The sequence below is a fragment of the Sphingobium sp. GW821-FHT02B05 genome, assembly GCF_059421905.1.
Genome location: NZ_JBWKVW010000001.1, coordinates 1,794,728 through 1,814,330, shown reverse-complemented (window position 1 = coordinate 1,814,330; position 19,603 = coordinate 1,794,728). Strand labels below are relative to the sequence as shown.

The window sequence follows — 19,603 nt, the reverse complement described above, 5'->3', positions numbered from 1 at the left end:
GGGTGGAAGAAACTGGACGACCCGGCGGCGCGCCGCCGGGTCGTTTTTTGTTCAATGCCGAGCGGTCATTGCGAGCGGGGAATTCAGGCCATTCCCGCCCGCTGCCGAACCGTCTGCTTCAAAATATCCAGCGGCATCGCGCCCAGCGTCAGCACCTCATGGAAGGCCTTGAGGTCGAACTTGTCCCCTTGCCTGGCCTTCACCTCGTCGCGCAGCTGCGTCCAGACGGTGTGGCCGATCTTGTAACTGCATGCCTGACCCGGCCATACGGTGTAGCGGTCGATCTCGCCCTGGCTGCGGCCGCGCGCGATGCCGGTGGTGGCGATGAGGTAATCGGTCGCCTTTTCCCGGCTCCAGCGCTTGGCGTGCATGCCACTGTCCACCACCAGACGGGTGGCGCGGAACAGCAGCGACTGGAGATAGCCGACCTGCCCCAGCGGATCGCCTTCATACATGCCCATTTCGTCGGCCAGCTGCTCGGAATAGAGCGCCCAGCCTTCCGAATAGCCGCTGTAGAAGCCGCGCCGGCGGATCATCGGTATGGAGTCGGATTCCAGCGCCACCGACACCTGAAGATGGTGCCCCGGCACCGCTTCATGATAGCTGAGCGTCGCGAGGCCGAATTTCGGCCGGTCGAACGTGTCGCGCAGGTTGATGAAATAGATGGCCGGGCGCGACCCGTCGAGCGAGGCATTCTGATAATAGCCGCCCGGCGCGCCGGCCTGAATCGTTACCGGCACGCGGCGGACCTCGACCGGGGCCTTGGGCACGGTGTTGAACGCTTCGGGGAGGCGCTTCTGCATGGCGATGATCTGGCTGTTGAGCTGCGCCAGCAGCGCCTCGCGACCCGGATCGGTGTTGGGGAAGAGCTGGTCGGGGCGCTTGTTGAGTTCGACGAGGCGATCGCCGACGCTGCCCTGACTCATTCCCTCTCCTTTAAGGATGGCGTCGATCCGCGACGAGATGCTGGCGACCTGATCCAGACCCATCCGGTGGATTTCATCGCCGGTCAGCTTGGTCGTGGTCGCGGCTTCGGCGGCGGCGGCGTAGAAGGCTTCGCCATCGGGCAGGCGCCAGCAGCCGGCATCATGGCTGGCCTTGGCGCGCAGTTGCGCCACCAGTGCGCGCTGGCGATCGACGGCGGGGAAAATCTTTTCCGCGACAATCTTTTCCGCCTGTGCGGCGCGCTCAGGCGGCAGACCGGCGGCGGCCAGTTTCTTGACGAAGGACGCGACCAGCACGGTCTGCGCGGCCGGCTGGTCACGCAGGGACGCCTGCATCTTCATGGTGGTGTCGAGAATATAGTCCGGCGCGAACACGCCCTTGGCCGCGTCCGCCTTCTGCCGGGCCAGTTCGCCGTCCAGCGCGGCGGGGAAGGCTTCCAGGCGGGACAGGTAAGCGTCGGCATCCGCCGCATCCTTCACCCGATGCTGCGAATCGAGGAAGTCGGGGACTTCGCGATAGCTGCCGGTCAGCTGGCTGAGGATATAGGGGGCGTAGCGGCCCGCCGTCTCGCCATAGCCGAAACGTTCGCCGCCCACGGCGCGGTCCAGTTGGTAGGCGACGACATCATAGTCGAGCTGGCTGGCGGGGCTGAGTTTGGCGCGATCGACGCTGGCCAGTTGCTTCACCTGGGCCTTGGTGCGGGCCAGATCCTTGGCCGCGCCCGCCGCGCTGGTGTCGCTCAGCTTGCCCCGCAACGCCGCGCGCGCGCCAGTGTCGAGGCCAAGGCGGGTCGCGCTTTCCGGCGATTCGGCCAGGCGACCGTAGAAGAAATCGTCCAGCATCGCGCGGAACCGCGCATCGGCGCCGGCCCCTTGCGCAAAAGCGTTGGGCGTGGCGGCGGCAAGGGCGGTGGCACCGCTGGTGGCAAGAAATTGGCGTCGGTTCACGACAGGAGGCTCCAGAGCAAGGGGAGGGCAGCAAGGAGCGCCGCCCGCGATGCGCTCTTTTGACGCCCGTTCAACAGCTTGGCTAGGGCAAGATCGTAGCGGCAGAACCCCGCCCGCGATGACGAACGTCTGATAAGCCCAGCTTGTCAGCATCATGGATCGTTGCGGCTGTCCCGCCGTTTCCTCCTGCGCTATGGCGCGCGTGCCTTGCACAGGGAGGAACCACATGGCCTACACGCTGATCACCGCCAACCGGAATTACAGCAGCTGGTCGCTGCGCCCCTGGGTACTGATGCAGGCGCTGGGCATAGAGTTCGAGGACCGGATCGAGCCGTTTGCGTCGGCCACCAACTATGCCGCCTTCCGCAGCTTCTCGCCCACGGGGCAGGTGCCGGTGCTGATCGACGGGGCCGATGGAGAGGGGCTTACCGTCTGGGATTCGCTGGGTATCATCCTTTATCTGGCGGACCGTCATCCCGGCGTCTGGCCGGCGGACGAGGCGGCGCGCGCCTTTGCCCAATGTGCGACGGCCGAAATGCACAGCGGCTTCACCACGTTGCGCGACGACTGCACCATGAATGTCGGCGTTCGCGTCGAGCCGCACATGCCATCGCCCGCGCTCAACAAGGATATCGCCCGGCTGCGCGAAGTGTGGGAGCAGGGGCTGGACCTGTTCAGCGGCCCTTTCCTCGCCGGCGACGCCTTCACCGCGATCGACGCCTTCTATGCGCCCGTCGCCTTTCGCGTGCGCACCTATGGGCTGGACGTCGGCCCGCACGCGCAGGTCTGGGTCGACCATATGCTCGCCCACCCCGCCATGCAGCAGTGGGAAAGGGAGGCGCTGGCCGAAACATGGCGCGAGGACAGCCATGAAGCGGAGATCGGCGCGGCCGGCAAGATCGTCGAAGACTATCGCGCCCAATAATCCGACCCTGTAACTTTCTTGCCCGCCTGACAGGAAAAACAGGTCAAATCGGTCGTCCACCCCCTTTCCCGATCCGCCCGACGGGTCTAGGGGGTGGACATTATGGTCAAGTCTCGCACCCTCTACGAAAAGATCTGGGACGCGCACGTCGTCGAACGGCGTCCCGATGGCACCTGCCTCATCTACATCGACCGCCACCTCGTCCATGAAGTGACGAGCCCGCAGGCGTTCGAAGGCCTTCGTCTCGCTGGACGAAAAGTGCGCCGGCCCGACCTGACCCTGGCGGTGCCGGACCATAATCTGCCCACCACGCCGCGCCGCGACGCGGATGGCCATCGCATCCCGATCGCCGATCCGGAAAGCGCGCAGCAGCTGGCTGCGCTGGAACGCAATGCGCCCGAATTCGGCGTCCGCCTGATCGGTGACGCCGATCTGGAGCAGGGCATCGTCCATGTCGTCGGCCCGGAACAGGGCTTCACGCTGCCCGGCACCACCTTGGTGTGCGGCGACAGCCATACCAGCTCGCACGGTGCGCTGGGCGCGCTGGCCTTCGGCATCGGCACGAGCGAGGTGGAGCATGTGCTGGCGACCCAGACGCTGTTGCTGAAACAATCCAAGACCATGGCCGTCGTGGTCGATGGCGAACTGGCGCCCGGCGTCACGCCCAAGGATGTGGCGCTGGCGATCTGCGGCACCATCGGCACGGCGGGCGGCACCGGCTATGTCATGGAATATCGGGGTTCCGTGTTCCGCGACATGTCGATCGAGGGGCGCCTGACCGTCGCCAACATGTCGATCGAGGCGGGCGCGCGTTCCGGCCTGTTCGCCCCGGACGAAAAGACCTTCGCCTATATCAAGGGCCGCCCGATGGCGCCCAGGGGGGCGGATTTCGATGCGGCCGTCGCTTATTGGCAGACGCTCGTCACCGATGAAGGCGCCGTCTTCGACAAGACGGTGGTGATCGACGCGGCCGACATCGTCCCCAACGTCACCTGGGGCACCAGCCCGGAAGACGTCGTGGCCGTCACCGGCACGGTCCCCGATCCGCTGAGCTTTGCCGATCCGTCCAAGCAGGCCGCCGCGCAAAAGTCGCTTGATTATATGGGTCTGGTCGCCGGGCAGAAGATGGAAGATGTCGCTATCGAGCATGTCTTCATCGGCAGTTGCACCAACAGCCGGATCGAGGATCTGCGCGCCGCCGCATCCTTGCTGAAGGGGCGCCATGTCGCGGCCGGCATCAAGCATGCGATGGTCGTGCCGGGTTCCGGTCTGGTGAAGCAACAGGCCGAATCCGAAGGGCTGGACCGCATCTTCCTGGACGCCGGTTTCGAATGGCGCGAGCCTGGCTGTTCGGCGTGCCTGGGCATGAACCCGGACAAGGTGCCGGCGGGCGAACGCTGTGCATCGACCAGCAACCGCAATTTCATGGGCCGTCAGGGACCGGGGTCGCGCACCCATCTGGTGTCGCCGGCCATGGCGGCGGCGGCGGCCATTACCGGCCACCTCACGGATGTGCGGTTATTGTTGAATAATGAAGAGGGTGTGGTCGCATGAAGAAGATTTTCTGGCTGCTGACGCTGGGCGCGCTGGCCAGCGCGGCGATGGCCGCTACCCTGGGTCGCGCGGAAGACACGCCGGCTGCCGAGGTAAAGAAGGTTCGCTGATGGACAAGTTGACGACCGTCGATGGCCGGGCCTATCCGTTCGGGATGAAGAATGTCGATACCGACATCGTCATTCCCGCGCATTGGCTCAAGACCATTTCGCGCAATGGCCTGGGGCGCGGCGCGTTCGAAGTGCTGCGCAAGGAACCGGGCAACGTCTTCGACGATCCGGTATATGCCGGCAGCCCGATCCTGATCGCCGGCGACAATTTCGGCTGCGGCTCCAGCCGCGAACATGCCGCCTGGGCGCTCGCCGACCTGGGGATCAAGGTGGTGATCGCGCCCAGCTTCTCCGACATCTTTTCCGGCAATGCGTTCAAGAACGGCATTTTGACCGTGGTCCTGCCGCAGGATGCGGTCGATCGGTTGATGGAAGTGGCCCAGGGAATCAACGGGACTCCGGACACGATCCATGTCGATCTGGAATCGCAGTCCGTCACCACCCAATTCCAGGACCGGTTCGCGTTCGAGATCGACCCGTTCCGCAAACATTGCCTGCTGGGCGGCCTGGACGAAATCGGCCTGACGCTGGATCAGGGCGACGCGATCGACGGCTATGAAGCCAGGCAGGCACAGGATCGCCCCTGGATCGTCCCCGCCGCCGTTGCGTAATTTTCCGCTTCTGCCTATCTGTCGTACCTTGATACCGCTTTGAACGGGGCATAGACGCATGACCACTTTCGACGATCGCGAAAAGGCGTTCGAAAACAAGTTCGCCCATGACCAGGAAATGGAATTTCGTATCCAGGCGCGCCGCAACCGGTTGCTGGGCGAATGGGCCGCGGTCAAGATGGGTCTGACCCCGGAAGAGACGGACGCCTATGCCAAGGCGGTGGTGCAGGCCGATTTCGAGGAAGCGGGCGACGAGGATGTCATTCGCAAGCTGGTAGGCGATATGACGTCGGCCGGCGTCGATATCGACGAAGCCGGGGTGCGTGCCGCTCTGGACGAGCAGGCCGTGATCGCCCGCCGTCAATTCATCGAAGTACAGTAAGGCTTGATCCCATGCCCATGGCAGCCGACGATATTGCGGACATGATCCGCGCCGCCATCCCCGATGCGCAGGTCGAGATTACCGACCTGGCCGGGGACGGCGATCATTATGCGGCGAAGGTCGTGGCGGAAAGTTTTCGCGGGCTGACGCGGGTGGCGCAGCAGCGCGCCGTCTATGCTGCGCTTGGCGGACGTATGGGTGGCGTGCTTCACGCCTTGCAACTGACCACAGCGGTTCCCAACTAACAGACCAGAGATTCGCGTCCATCGCATGGGCGCCAGACAGGAATGGAACTTTTCACATGACCGACGCCGTGCAGCAGCGGATCGCCGACATCGTCAAGAGCAGCGACGTGGTGCTTTTCATGAAGGGTACGCCGCTCTTCCCGCAATGCGGCTTTTCCAGCCGCGCCATCGCGATCCTGGAGCATCTGGGCGTGACCTATGAAACGGTCGACGTCTTGCAGGACCAGGCCGTGCGTCAGGGCATCAAGGCCTTTTCCGACTGGCCGACCATCCCCCAGCTCTATGTGAAGGGCGAATTTGTCGGCGGCAGCGACATCATGATGGAAATGTATGAAGCGGGCGAGCTGAGCCAGCTCATGACAGATCAAGGGATCGCCGCCGCCAACTGAGCGGAGGTATGATCGGAAACGGGAAGGCGGTCCGGGAACGGGCCGCCTTTTGTGTTTTGGGGCCGACCCTTTTTCCCCTCCCCCCAAGGGAGAGGGCTGCGCAGACATGGCAGCTGGCGGCCTTGGTTGAAGCTGGGTGAGGGGCAGGCTCACGATAATAGGCCAGCCTCGCGCCAGCCCCTTGTCCACCCGCCACCGGTCCACAGCCCCGTTACCAACAGAGGCGTGCGCAGCGCGTCGCTGTCGCGTGGGTGTGGCGCCGGTGACGCTTTGGGAGAGCCTCGCGGGGGCTTCGCGACCGCGTCGGGCCCGCCAAGGCCGGCAACAGTGCGAACTTCGCTCGTCGCGTCGTCGTAAGCTGACATGGAGGGAGAGCCAACGGGTGGGGGATGCGGAGCGGAGACTGCCTGCATCCCCCGGTAGTTGAACGGTGGGAACGCGACTAAAGTCGCAATGGCCGTGCCAGTTTGGGGCGATCGCGGGAAGCTGCGGCTTTCAAAGGTTAACGCGCCGACCGGCTGTGCACCAACTGTCAAGATTTCCGACATTTTCGGGCGTTTTCAATATGAAGGCAGTGAGGGAAGGCCGAGCAAACGGCTATTGACTACATCTGTAATCAATGCGACTACATCTGTGGTTGTTAAACATCGAGTCGGGTATCGACTCAGTCAGCGAGAAGATGTGAGCGAGAAGATCAGCGAAGCGGAACTGGTGGTGATGGAGGCGCTGTGGGAAGCCGCGCCGCAGACCGCCAACGACGTTGCCGATCGCGTCGCCACCGACCGCGACTGGAGCCTGCAAACGGTCAAGACCCTGTTGTCGCGCCTGATGGCCAAGGATGTCATCGCCGCCGACCAGGATGGCCGGCGTTTTCTCTATCGTCCGATGGTGGCCCGCGACGATTATGTCGCGGGCGAAGGCGGGCGTCTGGTCAACCGCCTGTTTGGCGGGCGGATTTCGCCGCTGGTCGCCCAGCTGGCGCAACAGGATCAATTGACGGCGGACGATATCGCCGAGCTTGAGGCCATCCTGAAGGGGTTGAAATCATGAGCGTCTGGCTGGCCGAAACGCTGATCGCCACTACCTTGCTGATGGCGCTGGTGATGATGTTGCGGCGGCCGGTCGCGCGCTGGCTGGGGGCGGGGGCGGCCTATCTGCTCTGGGCGCTGCCGCTGGCGCGGATGGTGATGCCGGCTTTGCCACGCGACGTCGACCCGTCGCCGCTGCATCTGGCGGTGGATCAGGCGGGTCTGCCCGACCTGTTGACGGTATCGGCCGCCACGCCCGCCGTCGCCACGGCGCAGGGCTTTCCCTGGCTGGAGGCTGGCCTGTCGCTCTGGTTCGTGGGCATGATCGCTTTCCTGATCGTGCAGGCGGTGGGCTACGTCCGTTTCCGTCGCCACATGCTGGATGACGCCACCCCGGTCGGGGAGGCAGGGCGCATCCGCATCATTTCCAGCCCGCATGCGACCGGCCCGCTCGCCTTTGGCGTATTGCGGCCCTATATCGTGCTGCCGGCCGATTTCGCCCTGCGCTACGACGCGCAGGAGCAGGATATGGCGATCGCCCATGAACGGGCGCACCATGAACGGGGCGACCTGGCCGCCAATATGATCGCGCTGCTGCTGCTGGCCGTCCATTGGTGCAATCCGGTCGCCTGGATCGCCTATCGTGCCTATCGCGCCGATCAGGAAACCGCCTGCGACGCCCGCGTCCTTTCGCTCTACGGTCGCGATCAGGCCCATGCCTATGGCCGCGCCATATTGAAGGCGGCCGGCGGCCGGCAGTTTGCCGGCGCCTGCCATCTCACCCGTATCACCACGCTCAAGGGGAGGCTGAAAATGCTGTCCAACCATGACATTTCGCTTCAGCGCATCAGCTGGGGCATGGCCGCCGTCGCGATCGTCACCGCCACCGGCCTGGCGCTCACCGCATCGGGCAGCCGCGCCGCGCAGCAGATGGCCGCGATCACCGACAAGGTGGAAAGCGCCGACTTCGCCAAATTGTCCGACCTGGTGTCGCAGCCCGCCACGGCCAGCGTGCCGGCGACGACCCAAGTCGCGGCGGTCCCTGCTGTACCGACGGTGCCTGCCGTCCCTGCGGTGAAGGCGGGCGATGACGCATGGTCCTCGCCAGCGCCCATGGCGCCGCCCGCGGCGATAGTGCCCGCAGCCGACATGATCGCCCCGGTCGCGCCCGTACCGCCCACGCCGCCGATCGTGCGCAGCGAAAAGGGGCGTATCACCGTTACCCATGCCGACGGCCGCGTCGAAACGCACCGCATCCCGACGCAGGCGGAGATTGCGCGGATGGTCCCGAACGTCGATGTCCGCGAAGGATGCGACGGCAATAATGGCCAGGTGCAAACGCGCCGGGAATGGGTGGATGGTAGTGGTCGGCGGCAGATTCGGGTCCGCATCTGCAATAGCGCGATCGAAGCACAGGCGCGTCGCGCGGAAGCGCAAGCCGAGCGGGCAGAAGCGTTGGCCGAACGCCAGGGTACCCGCGCGGAGGCCATGGCCGAGCGGCAGGCAGCGCTGGCCGAACGTGACGGTGCGCGGGCCGAACGCATGGGCAAGCTGGCGGCACGGCGCGGCCTGATGAACGCACGGGTTCAGATCGCCAACAGCCGGATGCCCGCCAAGGATCAGGCCGAAGCCCTGCGCGACATCGACGATGAAATCGCGGCGCTGGACCGCGACAGGAACTGATCGTTCAGACCGCCACCACTTCGGGCAGGATGGCGTCGAGCAGGAGCATACCCGCCGGCGCCACCTGCAAATGGTCGCCGGTCAGGCGGATGAGGCCAAGGTCGGTCAATTGCGCGATCGCCCGTTCGTCCACCAGACGGTCCGCCCTGATCCCGGACAGGGCGGCGATCCGGGCCAGATCGACCCCTTCGCCGAGCCGCAGGCCCATCAGCAACGCCTCACGGGCGCGGTCTTCCGGCGCCAATGGGTCCTCGCTCTGAATACCATGGCCGTTGCGGGATACCGCGCCCATCCAGTTTTCCGGCTTTTTGTGACGCAGCGTCGCCATGCCGCCCCGCCGGCCATGCGCGCCCGGCCCGATGCCGGCATAATCGCCATAGCGCCAATAGACGAGATTATGGCGGCTTTCCTGCCCCGGCCGGGCATGGTTGCTGATTTCATAGGCGGGGATGCCCGCCGCGCCGGTCATCGCCTGCGTCAGTTCATAGAGCGTCGCGCCATGATCGGGATCGGCGGGCGTCAACTTGTTCTGCGCCACCAAAGTGGCAAAGCGCGTGCCCGGCTCGATCGTCAGCTGATAGAGCGACAGATGCCCGGTGCCGAAGGACAGAGCGCGCGCCAGTTCCGCTTCCCAATCCGCTTCGCTCTGATCGGGGCGGGCGTAGATCAGGTCGAAGCTGACCCTGTCGAACACGCGCTGCGCCGTGTCGAGCGCAGCCAGTCCCTCCGCCACGTCATGAGCGCGGCCCAGGAAATGTAGCGCCTGATCGTCGAGCGCCTGAAGGCCGAGCGAGGTGCGGTTGACCCCGGCAGCGGCGAGATCGGCAAAGCGCGCTGCCTCGACCGAATTGGGATTGGCCTCCAGCGTGATCTCTATGTCCGGGGTGAAGCTCCAATGACGCTCCGCCGTGCCGATCAGCGTTTCGACCAGCGCAGGCGGCATGAGGGACGGGGTGCCGCCGCCAAAGAAGATCGACGAAAGCGGCCGGCCCGGCGCCAGCGCCGCTTCATGCGCCATGTCCGCCAGCAGCGCGGCTTCCCATGCCGGAATGTCCACGCCATCGCGGACATGACTGTTAAAATCGCAGTAGGGACATTTGGAAACGCAAAAGGGCCAGTGGATATATAAGGCTTGCGCGTTGGCCGGGGCGTTGGCTGGGGCCGTTGCGATTTGGGGGTTAAGAGGCGACATGGCTGGGGGCAGCCCTAAAGACTTTTTGCGCGCTTCGCTATGGGGTGCGCTGATACTGGCGATGCCGATGGTGACGGGCGGCGCGCAGGCGGCGTCTGAGAGCAGGGGCGGCGGCGCTGCGCCAGCCGGCACGGTCGCTACCGGCACGGTCATGCCCGCTGCCTATTATGGCATGGAAGAAGCGCCGCGCGGGACTGCGCTGCTGCGGTCGGTCATACTCGACGCGCATAATAAGGAGCGTGGCTCGCTCGGCCTGCCGCTGCTGGACTGGGACGATGGGCTGGCGACCGACGCCGCCCGCTATGCCGACGATATGGCGCGCAGCGGCCTGTTCCGCCATTCGCCCCGCACAGGCCGTGCGATCCCCAGCGGCGAAAATCTGTGGATGGGACCGCGCCGCCTCTATGGCTATGGTGCGATGGTCGGATCGTTCCTGGAGGAAAAGCGGCTGACCCGTATCGCGGGCAAGCTGCCCGACATGAGCGCGACGGGACGTTGGCAGGATGTGGGCCATTATACGCAGATGATCTGGCGCGGGACGCGCAAGGTGGGTTGTGCACTGGGCGAGGGGGCGAATGCGGACTATCTGGTCTGCCGCTATTTCCCGGCAGGCAACGCCTTTGGCAAGGGGCCGCTGGACGCCGATGATGTGGCGCCGATGGCGCAAACGCAGGTTGCCAGCGTCGGTCCATAAGGCGGCGATGGATATTCTGCTGGCGGTGGGCATTGAGGAAAGGAAGCCGCAAAGGAGAAGAGGATGCGCCATACCGCACTGTCATGGATGATTTCAGGTTGCGCGCTGTTGGCGCTTGGCGCCTGCGGGGCGCCGCCGCAGCCTGAGCATAAGGCGGACGAGGCGCCCAGCGCCAATGACGCCGCGCCGGTGGCTGCATCGCCGGTCAATGCGAGCGTCGCGCAAAGTCCGATGCCCGTACCCGTTGCGCAAAGCGCGGAGCCGCTGTCCTGTACGGCCGATATCGGCGCTGCGGCCGCAGCAAAGAGGGTGGCCGTCTGTCGCAATGTTTCGCCCGCCACCCGGCCGCCCTGCAATGCGGCCAACAGCTGCGCCATGATCGAGGATGAGATTGCACGCAGCTGCGCCCTGTTCGATGGCAAGGGCGAACCGATGCCGGGATGCGATCCCGCGCCCAAGAGCATGGCGGCGGCGGTCGCGGTGGTGCAGCTTTACTATTCGGCGATCAATGCCCGCGATTATGGCACCGCCTGGGCGCAATGGGGGGAGGATGGTCCGCCCAACCAGACATTGGACAATTTTCAGGCGGGCTTTGCCGGCACGCGATCGACGCGCGTGACGATCGGCAGCAGGCTGGAGCCGGGCGATGGCGGCGCGGGTTCGATCTACCAGACGGTGCCGGTGACGGTCGATTCGCAGCTGCTGGACGGGACGCGCCAGCGTTTCGTGGGCGACTATGTGCTGCGCCGCGTCAATGATGTGGACGGCGCCACGCCCGCCCAGCTGCGCTGGCATATCGGGCAGGCGAAGCTGAAGGCCGTGCCGGTTAGCTGACAGGTCAAATGACCGCCGCGACCAGTTGCTCGAAGGCCCTGGCGCGGTGGCTCATGGCGTGTTTGGCGTCCGGGTCCATCTCGCCGAAGCTGATGGCGTGGTCCAATGGCTGGAACATGGCGTCATAGCCAAAGCCATTCTGCCCGCGCGGCGGCCAGACCAGGGTGCCGTCGATCCGCCCCTCGAACGCTTCGACATGGCCATCGGGCCAGGCGAGGGCGAGGGCGCAGATGAAATGGGCGCTATGGCTGGCGTCCGGCCCCTTGGCCTGCACGCCGTCCCACACCAGCTGCATCGCCATGCCGAAATCCTTGGTCGGGCCGGCCCAGCGCGCCGAAAACAGGCCGGGATCGCCGCCCAGCGCTTCGACGCACAGGCCGCTGTCGTCGGCAAGAGCGGGCAGGCCGGAGAGGTCGGCGGCCTGCATCGCCTTCAATTCCGCATTGGCGATGAAGGTGGTGCCGGTTTCTTCCGGTTCGGGCAGGTCGAGCGACGCGGCGGAGATCGGCTCGATCCCGTAGGGGCCAAGCAGGGCAGCGATTTCGCGTACCTTGCCGGGATTATGGCTGGCGATCACCAGTCTGCCCGGCTTCAGTTTGCGGATCGCCTGTTCCTGTCCGAAATCGTCGCTCATCATTCACTACCCTATGCCGTTCGTTTCGAACGTAGTCGAGAAACGCGCGAATGCGCTATCGGCTTCTCGACATAGTTTATCCTGAGCGCTCGAAGCGAACGGATATAAATTAACGTCCGGTCGCCACATCCTGCGCCGCGAAGATCTTCGCGCAGCCGATGCGGGCGAGGCGGAGCAGGCGGAGCAGCTCTTCCTCGTCATAGGCAGCACCCTCGGCCGTCGCCTGCACTTCGGCGAACTTGCCGTCGCCGGTCAGGATCAGGTTGGCGTCGGTTTCGGCATTGCTGTCTTCGGCATAGTCGAGGTCGAGCACGGGGGTGCCGTTATAGATGCCGCAGCTGATCGCCGCGACCTTCTGGATGATCGGGTCTTCGGTCAGTGCGCCGGACGCGAGCAGTTTGTCCACCGCGATGCGCAGCGCGACCCAGCTGCCGGAAATGGCCGCAGTGCGGGTGCCGCCATCGGCCTGGATCACGTCGCAATCGATCACGATCTGGCGCTCGCCCAGCTTCTTCAAGTCCACGACCGTGCGCAGCGAGCGGCCGATCAGGCGCTGGATTTCCTGGGTACGGCCCGACTGCTTGCCCTTGGCCGCTTCACGGCTGCCGCGGGTGTGGGTGGCGCGGGGCAGCATGCCATATTCGGCCGTCACCCAGCCCGACCCCTTGCCGCGCAGGAAAGGCGGCACCTTTTCTTCCACCGACGCGGTGCAAAGCACGCGCGTATCGCCGAAGCTGATGAGGCAGCTGCCTTCGGCATGGATGGTGAAGCCGGGTTCCATGGTGATATCGCGCATCTGGTCGGGCGCGCGGCCGGAAGGACGCATAAATTCTACTCCGAAGCATTTGAAAGGCGACAGGGGTCGCCAATGCGCCCAATGGCGCACTTAAAGCGTCGCTTAGCGGTCGATGGGGCGAGTTGCCAGTGTCCAGAGCGCGAATTGGACGATATGAGGGGTTATGACGATAAAAATCTGGGCCGCAGCCGGGCTGTTGGCATTGACGGGATGCCTGGCGGAGCAGGAAGGGCTGGAGCCGCCCAAGGCGCCGGGCGATGTGATCCGCTTTACGGCGGGGCGCTGCTTTGGCGCATGCCCGGCCTATATGGTGCAGGTGTCGCCCGATGGCGCGGGCCTGCTGACGCCCGAACGCTTTACGTCGGTGCCGGGGCCGACCCGCTTCACCATCAGCCGGGTGCAATATCGCAAGCTGCTGGCGACGTTGGCGCCGCATCGACCCGCGACCGGCACGACGGAAAAGATCGACCAGAAAAGCTGCACCCGCTTCGCCACCGACATGCCCGCCTACAGCGTGGAATGGAGCCGGCCGGGGCAACAGGCGACACGGCTGGATTTCCAGTCGGGCTGCATGGACCCGCGCTATGGCAAGCTGCGCGTGGCGATCGCGTCGGTGCCCAAGATCCTGGACGTTGAGCATATGCTGAACCCCAAGGCAGTGACGCCTTGAGCGCGCATCCCGTCTTGCCTAGATAAGGCACATGTCGGTCACGCCCATATCCGAATTGAACGATCGCGCGCGCGATGTCTTTCGCCTGGTGGTGGAAAGCTATCTGGGTACGGGCATGCCGGTGGGATCGCGCACCATCAGCAAGATGGCCTCGCTCAGCCTGTCGCCCGCCTCCATCCGTAACGTCATGCAGGATCTGGAGGAACTGGGCCTGCTCGCCGCGCCGCATACCTCGGCGGGGCGGATGCCCACCGAAACGGGGCTCCGCCTGTTCGTCGACGGCATGATGCAGGCGGCCGAACCGTCGGCGGAGGAGCGCCGCGCGATCGAAGCGGGGATATCCGAAAGCGGGCCGATCGAGGAAGCATTGTCCGCTGCCACCGCGACTCTTTCCGGGCTGTCGGCCTGCGCGGGCATCGTGATGGTGCCCAAGCGGGAGCCGGTGCTGCGCCAGTTCGGCTTCGTGCCGCTGAACGGCCGCCAAGCGCTGGCGGTGCTGGTGGGGCAGGACGGGTCGGTCGAAAATCGCGTGCTGGACCTGCCCGAAGGCGTCAGCCCGATCGCGCTCAACGAAGCGGCCAATTTCATGTCGGCGCGGTTCGGCGGCCTGACCCTGCGCCAGGCGGGCGAGGCGCTGGCACGGGAGATGGAGGCGGAGCGGCACGCGCTCGACAACAGCGCGCGCGATCTGGCGGCGCGGGGCCTGGCCATCTGGTCGCATGACGCCGACGACCGGCCGGTGCTGATCGTGCGGGGCCAGTCGCATCTGCTGGACGATGGCGCGGCCGCCGACCTGGAACGGGCGCGGCAGTTGCTGGAGCAGCTGGAGGGCAAGCAGGAAATATTGGACCTGCTGCGCGGCGCATTGGCCGGCAGCGCGACCAAAATCTTCATCGGCTCGGAAAACAAGCTCTTTTCCCTGTCAGGGTCTTCGGTCATAGCCGCCCCCTACCGTGGCGCGGACGGCCGGGTCGTCGGCGTGGTCGGCGTGATCGGCCCCACGCGCTTGAACTATGCGCGGGTGATCCCCATGGTGGACTTTACTGCACAGACGCTGTCGAGATTGATGAGATGACCGAGAACAAAGACACTATCGAAAACACCGAAGTCGTGGACGCTCTGCCCGAAGATGCGGCACCGGCCGGAGACGCCGCAGCGGACAAGATCGTCGCGCTGGAGGCCGAGCTTGCCACCGCAAAGCAGGATATTCTCTACGCCCATGCCGATACGCAGAATGTGCGTCGCCGGCTGGAAAAGGAACTGGCCGATGCGCGTTCCTATGCGTCGACCGCCTTTGCGCGCGATATCCTGTCGGTTGCCGACAATCTGAGCCGTGCGCTGGCCGCGATCCCCGCCGAATTGCGCGAGGATGAGAAATTCAAGAGCCTGGTCGTGGGGCTGGAGGCTACCGGCCGCGAACTGGACAGCGTGTTCGGCCGCAATGGCGTGACCAGGCTGGAGTCGGTCGGCCAACCGCTCGATCCCAACAAGCATCAGGCGGTGATGGAGATCCCGTCGGCCGACGCCGAGCCGGGCACCGTGCTGGTGGAAATGCAGGCCGGCTACATGATCAAGGACCGCCTGCTGCGCCCCGCCATGGTGAGCGTGGCGAAGAAGCCGGACTAACCGACGGGCTTGTATATCCCGTTCGCCCCGAGCCTGTCGAAGAGCCCCACTTTCTAGAAGAGAAGGGCGGGGGCTTCGACAAGCTCGGCCCGAACGGAGATTTTTGTGTTGCACGACCTCAACCTCACCACCGACCGTCCGACCTTCGTCACCCATCTGGAATGTTCGCTGACCGGCGAACGCTATGAGGCGGACAAGCTGCACGGCCTCTCGGCGGCGGGAAAGCCGCTGCTGGTGCGCTATGATCTGGAGGGCGTCCGGGCCACGCTGACCAAGGAAGCGCTTGCCCAGCGGCCGATGGACCTGTGGCGGTGGCGTGAATTGCTGCCGGTGCGACAGACGGCCAATATCGTGAGCCTGGGCGAAAATGCGACTCCGCTCATTCCGCTCCCGCGCACGGCGGCGCGGCTGGGTGGGGCACATCTGCTGGCCAAGGATGAAGGGCGCCTGCCGACGGCGTCGTTCAAGGCGCGTGGCCTCGTCATGGCGGTTTCGATGGCCAAGGAACTGGGCGTGACCCAGGTGGCGATGCCGACCAACGGCAATGCCGGCGCGGCGCTGGCCGCTTATGCCGCCGTTGCGGGCATGGTCGGTGATCTTCTGTCCCGCCGACACGCCTGAAATCAACGTACGGGAAATCGCGGCGCAGGGCGCGCGGGTCTATCGCGTCAACGGCTATATTGACGACTGCGGCGCCATCGTGGGGCAGGGCGTCAAGGCACGCGGCTGGTTCGACTTCTCGACGCTGAAAGAGCCCTACCGGATCGAGGGCAAGAAGACGATGGGCCTCGAACTGGCCGAACAGCTCGGTTGGGAATTGCCCGACGCGATCTTCTACCCCACCGGCGGCGGCACCGGCCTCATCGGCATGTGGAAGGCGTTCGACGAACTGGAGAAGATCGGCTTCATCGGATCGAAGCGCCCCAAGATGTTCGCGGTGCAGGCCGAAGGCTGCGCGCCGATGGTTCGCGCCTTCGAACAGGGCGTGGAATTTGCCGAGCGCTGGGAGGACGCCCAAACCATCGCCATGGGTATCCGCGTACCCAAGGCCGTGGGCGATTTCCTGATCCTCCGCGCGGTGCGGGAAAGCGGCGGCGCGGCGCTGGCCGTCTCGGACGCGGCGATCGCGGCAGCGGTGCGCGATGTTGCGCGCGATGATGGCTTGCTGCTCTGTCCGGAGGGCGGGGCCACGCTGGCGGCCTATCAACGTGCGCTGGACGAGGGGCTGATCGGGCGGGACGATCGCGCGGTGCTGTTCAACTGTGCCAGCGGCCTCAAATATCCGCTGGAGGACCAGAGCCGCACATTGGACCGGCACGCGCCGATCGATTTTTCAACGCTCTAAGATATCGTGGTACAATTAAGATCTATCTTAAATCTTGACGATGAGATTTTTTAAGATATATCGCATTGCATCATGACATATATGAAAGAGCAAATGATGCGTAATCACCACAATTTTCACGGCCGCCATGGCGGTCATCATCGCGGTCTGCATGGGCATGACCGCTTCGCCTTCCCCGGCGGCTTTGGCCGTGGCCATGGCGGCCCGTTCGGTGGCGGCGATCCCTTTGGCGAGGACGGCCCGCGCGGTGGCGGTCGCGGTGGACGCGGCGGCGGTGGTCGCCGGCGCCTGTTCGACAATGAAACGCTGCGGCTCATCCTGCTGAAGCTGATCGCCGATGAACCGCGCCACGGCTATGAATTGATCCGCGCGATCGAGGCGCTATCGGGCGAAGCCTATGCCCCCAGCCCCGGCGTCGTCTATCCGACGCTCACCCTGCTGTCCGAAATGGACCTCATCGCCGAAGAGCCGAGCGAGGGCAGCCGCAAGCGCTTTGCCGTCACCGATGCGGGCCGTGCGCAGATCGAAGAGCGCAAGGCGGCGCTCGACCTGGCGCTGGAGCGGCTGGCGTCGATGGCGCAAAAGGCCGAGCGGGTCGATGGCGGCCCGGTACGCCGCGCGATGCACAATCTGCGTTTTGCCATCCAGCAACGCCTTGAAAAGGAAGGGGCCGATAACCAGACCATGTTCGACGTCGCCGCCCTGATCGACGAAGCCGTCGCCAAGATCGAAAGGCTCTGAATATGCCCCTGACCGCAACTGTGCCGACCACCAATGGCAGCCGTTATCTCCAGCAATTGTGCAAACATTGGAGCCACAAGTTCGACGTCGATTTCGACGCTGAACAGGGCGTCATCGCTTTCCCCATGGGGCCGATCCGCATGACCGCGCAGCAGGAAGCGCTGGTGGTCGTGCTGGAGCCGAACCCCGATGCGGATGTCGAGCGGTTCAAGCAGGTGGTCGCCGACCATCTCGACCGCTTCGCCTTCCGCGAAGCGCCGCTGCCCTTTGCGTGGCAGTAAGGGCCAAGATCAGCTTGTCCGTCCCCGGCGAAGGCCGGGGTCCGGTTCAGGTCTAAAGACTGCGCCCCGGCCTTTGCCGGGGAACAATCAAATATCCTCGATCATCTCTGCCAGCACGGCCAGGCAATCCTTGCCCAGCTGGATGGAGCGGGCGGGGGACCAGCCGAAATCGGCGTCGGGCAGGTCGTCATTGTCCTTGAACGGCATTTCCAGCGTCATTGCCACCGCGCCGAATCGCTCGGCGACCTGATTGGTGGACATGGACAGGTTCGCCTTGCCCGCGCCGGCCACCGGATAGCCCAGCCGCGTCTGGAAATCGGGCGTGCGGGCGGCCAGCGTGTCGCGATAGCGATGGTAAAGCTGGACCTGCTTGTCCGTAATCGACGGGATCCCTTCGAACCCTGCGATGAACACCGCGGGGATCGCTTCGTCGCCATGGACGTCCATGGCGAAGTCCACGCCCGTCTCGTCCATCGCATTGCGGACCATCAGCACTTCGGGGCTACGCTCGGCAGTCGGCTGATGCCATTCGCGATTGAGGTTCACGCCGACCGCATTGGTGCGCAGATGGCCGCGACGGCTGCCGTCCGGGTTCATATTGGGGACGAGGTGGATCGTCGCCTTCTGCCGCAACAGACGGGCGACCGCGTCTTCCTCGTCGGTCAGGCGCTCCAGCGCGCCTTCCATCCACCATTGCGCCATCGATTCGCCGGGATGCTGGCGGGCGTAGAGCCACACCTGCTTGGGGCCGTCGCCGATCGTGAGCAGGTCCATCGGCTGGCCGTCCAGCGTCAGGCCCAGTTCGCGATGCTCGACGCCCGGCTGGCTGGCCGCCCAGGCGATCAGATCGTGATGGCGCTCCATCGAATAGGGTGCGAAATAGGCGATCCAGACGGCATTGCTGTCCGGTTCCAGTCGGATGGTCAGCGTGCCATCGGCATAGCTGGTATCGGCCAGCAGCCAGTTTTCGCGGTCCTCGCTGACGCGGGCGCTATAGCCTGCCCAGCCGTCGGGATAGGCCGACTGGCCGCAATTGACGATGGCCAGTTCCACGGCGCGCCCCGCCGCATTGGCGAGCCGGAAATGGAACCATTGATAGAAGTCACTCTGATGGTCCGTCACGATCTCCAGCTCGGCGCGGACGCCGGCGGGGGAGTCGGTGATGGAGAGGGTGCGAATATTGCCGCTGTCAAAGCCGCTGGAGATGCTGATGGTCATTTGACCATTATAGTGCGCCCCGATTCACCGGGATAGCCCCCGATCAGCGCCGCGGCGAGTTTCTGCGCGGCGGTAGCGGGCTGGGCGGCGGGCGATCCCTGTTTTGCCTCCGTCGAGGCGCGCCCTTCCCAGATGGCGGTCGAATCGGACCGGCGGCGCAGCTGCACATGCAGCTGGGTCGTCACGATATCCTTGGGCTTGCCCGACAGGTTGATGCCGACGCCCAGCCCCAGGCCGCCAAAGGTGCCGCCCCGGCGCCCGCCACCGCTGCCGATCCCGCCGCTCATGCCCACGCTGACCGGCTTGTCGCTGCTGCGATCGACGCCGGAGGGGCGAAAGGTGCGGCTGAAGCTGACCAGCGCGACATAATCGCTCTGCGCGCCTTCGCCGGCGGCGCTGAAGCCCACGCGCTGGAATTCCTGCGATACCGCGCCGGCATAGGTGCGGAATTCCAGGCTGATGTCGGGATTGCCCGGCATTTCCTCGACCGCGACGGAGCCTGAGCGGGCCGGGTTGTCGATATGGAATCGCGTCACTTCCACGCGCGGGGCGGCCGTCGCGCAGGCGCCGAGCGGAAGGGCGATGGCGGCGATGAAAAGAAGGCGCTTCGGCATGGGGTCAACTCCAACGGGCATTCGGCTATCATGTCATGCTATAGACGGTGCGAGGGGCATAATCCCCTCCAACGCTTGAAGCCACGAACTTGCTGCATGAAGGATGAACAGAGTCAAAAGAGCGGCTGTCGCCCTTGAC

21 protein-coding genes and 1 pseudogene are annotated in these 19,603 nt (G+C 65.1%); 16 read left to right on the top strand and 6 right to left on the bottom strand.

All coding sequences use genetic code 11. The annotated features are described in order from the left end of the window. Positions 1–83: 83 nt before the first annotated feature. Complete coding sequence (locus AC07UX_RS09060) at positions 84–1,892, bottom strand: DUF885 domain-containing protein (protein WP_495191566.1); 1,809 nt, start codon at positions 1,890–1,892, stop codon at positions 84–86. A 226-nt stretch (positions 1,893–2,118) separates the two neighbouring features. On the opposite strand from AC07UX_RS09060, the gene AC07UX_RS09055 reads away from it, so the two are divergent. From AC07UX_RS09055 to AC07UX_RS09020, 8 genes are all read left to right on the top strand, one after another. After that, complete coding sequence (locus AC07UX_RS09055) at positions 2,119–2,817, top strand: glutathione S-transferase family protein (RefSeq protein ID WP_495191565.1); 699 nt, start codon at positions 2,119–2,121, stop codon at positions 2,815–2,817. Between the two features lie 102 nt (positions 2,818–2,919). After that, positions 2,920–4,371, top strand: a complete 1,452-nt coding sequence (gene leuC, locus AC07UX_RS09050) for a 3-isopropylmalate dehydratase large subunit (protein ID WP_495191564.1) — start codon at positions 2,920–2,922, stop codon at positions 4,369–4,371. A gap of 109 nt (positions 4,372–4,480) precedes the next feature. Further along, entirely contained in the window at positions 4,481–5,092 is a 612-nt protein-coding gene (gene leuD / locus AC07UX_RS09045; protein ID WP_495191563.1) for a 3-isopropylmalate dehydratase small subunit, read from the top strand. Positions 5,093–5,150: 58 nt separating this feature from the next. Next, positions 5,151–5,474 (top strand): DUF1476 domain-containing protein, encoded by a 324-nt coding sequence (locus tag AC07UX_RS09040; protein WP_495191562.1) that lies wholly within the window; start codon positions 5,151–5,153, stop codon positions 5,472–5,474. An 11-nt stretch (positions 5,475–5,485) separates the two neighbouring features. After that, positions 5,486–5,719: a BolA/IbaG family iron-sulfur metabolism protein gene (locus tag AC07UX_RS09035; RefSeq protein ID WP_495191561.1), complete on the top strand. Its 234-nt coding sequence runs from the start codon at positions 5,486–5,488 to the stop codon at positions 5,717–5,719. Between the two features lie 56 nt (positions 5,720–5,775). After that, a complete protein-coding gene (grxD, locus tag AC07UX_RS09030) occupies positions 5,776–6,108 on the top strand; it encodes a Grx4 family monothiol glutaredoxin (protein WP_495191560.1) in 333 nt (110 codons plus the stop codon). Positions 6,109–6,789: 681 nt separating this feature from the next. After that, positions 6,790–7,158, top strand: a complete 369-nt coding sequence (locus tag AC07UX_RS09025) for a BlaI/MecI/CopY family transcriptional regulator (RefSeq protein ID WP_056683720.1) — start codon at positions 6,790–6,792, stop codon at positions 7,156–7,158. Next, positions 7,155–8,819 (top strand): M56 family metallopeptidase, encoded by a 1,665-nt coding sequence (locus AC07UX_RS09020; protein WP_495191559.1) that lies wholly within the window; start codon positions 7,155–7,157, stop codon positions 8,817–8,819. The genes AC07UX_RS09025 and AC07UX_RS09020 overlap by 4 nt, the downstream gene beginning before the upstream one ends. 4 nt (positions 8,820–8,823) lie before the next feature. Here AC07UX_RS09020 and hemW read toward each other — a convergent pair whose 3' ends face one another. Then, a complete protein-coding gene (hemW, locus tag AC07UX_RS09015; RefSeq protein WP_495191558.1) occupies positions 8,824–10,011 on the bottom strand; it encodes a radical SAM family heme chaperone HemW in 1,188 nt (395 codons plus the stop codon). Between the two features lie 25 nt (positions 10,012–10,036). Between hemW and AC07UX_RS09010 the strand changes: the two genes are divergently transcribed. After that, positions 10,037–10,705 (top strand): CAP domain-containing protein, encoded by a 669-nt coding sequence (locus tag AC07UX_RS09010; RefSeq protein WP_495191557.1) that lies wholly within the window; start codon positions 10,037–10,039, stop codon positions 10,703–10,705. Positions 10,706–10,768: 63 nt separating this feature from the next. Continuing rightward, positions 10,769–11,539 (top strand): hypothetical protein, encoded by a 771-nt coding sequence (locus AC07UX_RS09005; protein WP_495191556.1) that lies wholly within the window; start codon positions 10,769–10,771, stop codon positions 11,537–11,539. A gap of 4 nt (positions 11,540–11,543) precedes the next feature. Here AC07UX_RS09005 and rdgB read toward each other — a convergent pair whose 3' ends face one another. Continuing rightward, positions 11,544–12,173, bottom strand: coding sequence for an RdgB/HAM1 family non-canonical purine NTP pyrophosphatase (gene rdgB, locus AC07UX_RS09000; RefSeq protein WP_495191843.1), 630 nt, complete (start codon positions 12,171–12,173; stop codon positions 11,544–11,546). Positions 12,174–12,282: 109 nt separating this feature from the next. Then, the gene (rph, locus tag AC07UX_RS08995; RefSeq protein ID WP_495191555.1) at positions 12,283–12,999 is read right to left on the bottom strand and encodes a ribonuclease PH; all 717 of its coding nucleotides are present in this window, start codon (positions 12,997–12,999) and stop codon (positions 12,283–12,285) included. Between the two features lie 133 nt (positions 13,000–13,132). Here rph and AC07UX_RS08990 point away from each other — a divergent pair, with 133 nt between their 5' ends. The 6 genes and pseudogenes from AC07UX_RS08990 to AC07UX_RS08965 all read left to right on the top strand — a co-directional run bounded on the left by AC07UX_RS08990 (position 13,133) and on the right by AC07UX_RS08965 (position 17,632). After that, entirely contained in the window at positions 13,133–13,639 is a 507-nt protein-coding gene (locus AC07UX_RS08990) for a DUF6438 domain-containing protein (protein ID WP_495191554.1), read from the top strand. Positions 13,640–13,670: 31 nt separating this feature from the next. After that, positions 13,671–14,714, top strand: coding sequence for a heat-inducible transcriptional repressor HrcA (hrcA, locus tag AC07UX_RS08985; protein ID WP_495191553.1), 1,044 nt, complete (start codon positions 13,671–13,673; stop codon positions 14,712–14,714). Then, positions 14,711–15,265, top strand: coding sequence for a nucleotide exchange factor GrpE (grpE, locus tag AC07UX_RS08980; protein WP_495191552.1), 555 nt, complete (start codon positions 14,711–14,713; stop codon positions 15,263–15,265). The genes hrcA and grpE overlap by 4 nt, the downstream gene beginning before the upstream one ends. Positions 15,266–15,370: 105 nt before the next feature. Next, positions 15,371–16,610: pseudogene (locus AC07UX_RS08975) on the top strand (threonine synthase). Positions 16,611–16,703: 93 nt separating this feature from the next. Further along, entirely contained in the window at positions 16,704–17,351 is a 648-nt protein-coding gene (locus AC07UX_RS08970; protein ID WP_495191551.1) for a PadR family transcriptional regulator, read from the top strand. Positions 17,352–17,353: 2 nt separating this feature from the next. Beyond that, positions 17,354–17,632 carry a DUF2218 domain-containing protein gene (locus AC07UX_RS08965; RefSeq protein WP_495191550.1) on the top strand — a complete coding sequence of 93 codons (279 nt, stop codon included), beginning with the start codon at positions 17,354–17,356 and terminating at the stop codon, positions 17,630–17,632. A gap of 87 nt (positions 17,633–17,719) precedes the next feature. Here AC07UX_RS08965 and AC07UX_RS08960 read toward each other — a convergent pair whose 3' ends face one another. Both AC07UX_RS08960 and AC07UX_RS08955 read right to left on the bottom strand, forming a co-directional pair. Further along, entirely contained in the window at positions 17,720–18,850 is a 1,131-nt protein-coding gene (locus tag AC07UX_RS08960) for a M14 family metallopeptidase (protein ID WP_495191549.1), read from the bottom strand. Then, on the bottom strand, positions 18,847–19,464 hold the full coding sequence (locus AC07UX_RS08955) for a hypothetical protein (RefSeq protein ID WP_495191548.1): 618 nt from the start codon (positions 19,462–19,464) through the stop codon (positions 18,847–18,849). The genes AC07UX_RS08960 and AC07UX_RS08955 overlap by 4 nt, the downstream gene beginning before the upstream one ends. Positions 19,465–19,603 lie beyond the last annotated feature (139 nt).

Coding starts and splice junctions, on each gene's coding strand:
- grxD (WP_495191560.1), top strand. CDS start 5,776: ATGACCGACGCCGTGCAGCAGCGGATCGCCGACATCGTCAAGAGCAGC.
- AC07UX_RS08960 (WP_495191549.1), bottom strand. CDS start 18,850: ATGACCATCAGCATCTCCAGCGGCTTTGACAGCGGCAATATTCGCACC.
- grpE (WP_495191552.1), top strand. CDS start 14,711: ATGACCGAGAACAAAGACACTATCGAAAACACCGAAGTCGTGGACGCT.
- AC07UX_RS09055 (WP_495191565.1), top strand. CDS start 2,119: ATGGCCTACACGCTGATCACCGCCAACCGGAATTACAGCAGCTGGTCG.
- AC07UX_RS08965 (WP_495191550.1), top strand. CDS start 17,354: ATGCCCCTGACCGCAACTGTGCCGACCACCAATGGCAGCCGTTATCTC.
- rph (WP_495191555.1), bottom strand. CDS start 12,999: ATGCGTCCTTCCGGCCGCGCGCCCGACCAGATGCGCGATATCACCATG.
- AC07UX_RS09020 (WP_495191559.1), top strand. CDS start 7,155: ATGAGCGTCTGGCTGGCCGAAACGCTGATCGCCACTACCTTGCTGATG.
- AC07UX_RS08990 (WP_495191554.1), top strand. CDS start 13,133: ATGACGATAAAAATCTGGGCCGCAGCCGGGCTGTTGGCATTGACGGGA.
- AC07UX_RS08970 (WP_495191551.1), top strand. CDS start 16,704: ATGATGCGTAATCACCACAATTTTCACGGCCGCCATGGCGGTCATCAT.
- hemW (WP_495191558.1), bottom strand. CDS start 10,011: ATGTCGCCTCTTAACCCCCAAATCGCAACGGCCCCAGCCAACGCCCCG.
- leuD (WP_495191563.1), top strand. CDS start 4,481: ATGGACAAGTTGACGACCGTCGATGGCCGGGCCTATCCGTTCGGGATG.
- rdgB (WP_495191843.1), bottom strand. CDS start 12,173: ATGAGCGACGATTTCGGACAGGAACAGGCGATCCGCAAACTGAAGCCG.
- AC07UX_RS09005 (WP_495191556.1), top strand. CDS start 10,769: ATGCGCCATACCGCACTGTCATGGATGATTTCAGGTTGCGCGCTGTTG.
- hrcA (WP_495191553.1), top strand. CDS start 13,671: ATGTCGGTCACGCCCATATCCGAATTGAACGATCGCGCGCGCGATGTC.
- AC07UX_RS09035 (WP_495191561.1), top strand. CDS start 5,486: ATGCCCATGGCAGCCGACGATATTGCGGACATGATCCGCGCCGCCATC.
- AC07UX_RS09040 (WP_495191562.1), top strand. CDS start 5,151: ATGACCACTTTCGACGATCGCGAAAAGGCGTTCGAAAACAAGTTCGCC.
- AC07UX_RS08955 (WP_495191548.1), bottom strand. CDS start 19,464: ATGCCGAAGCGCCTTCTTTTCATCGCCGCCATCGCCCTTCCGCTCGGC.
- leuC (WP_495191564.1), top strand. CDS start 2,920: ATGGTCAAGTCTCGCACCCTCTACGAAAAGATCTGGGACGCGCACGTC.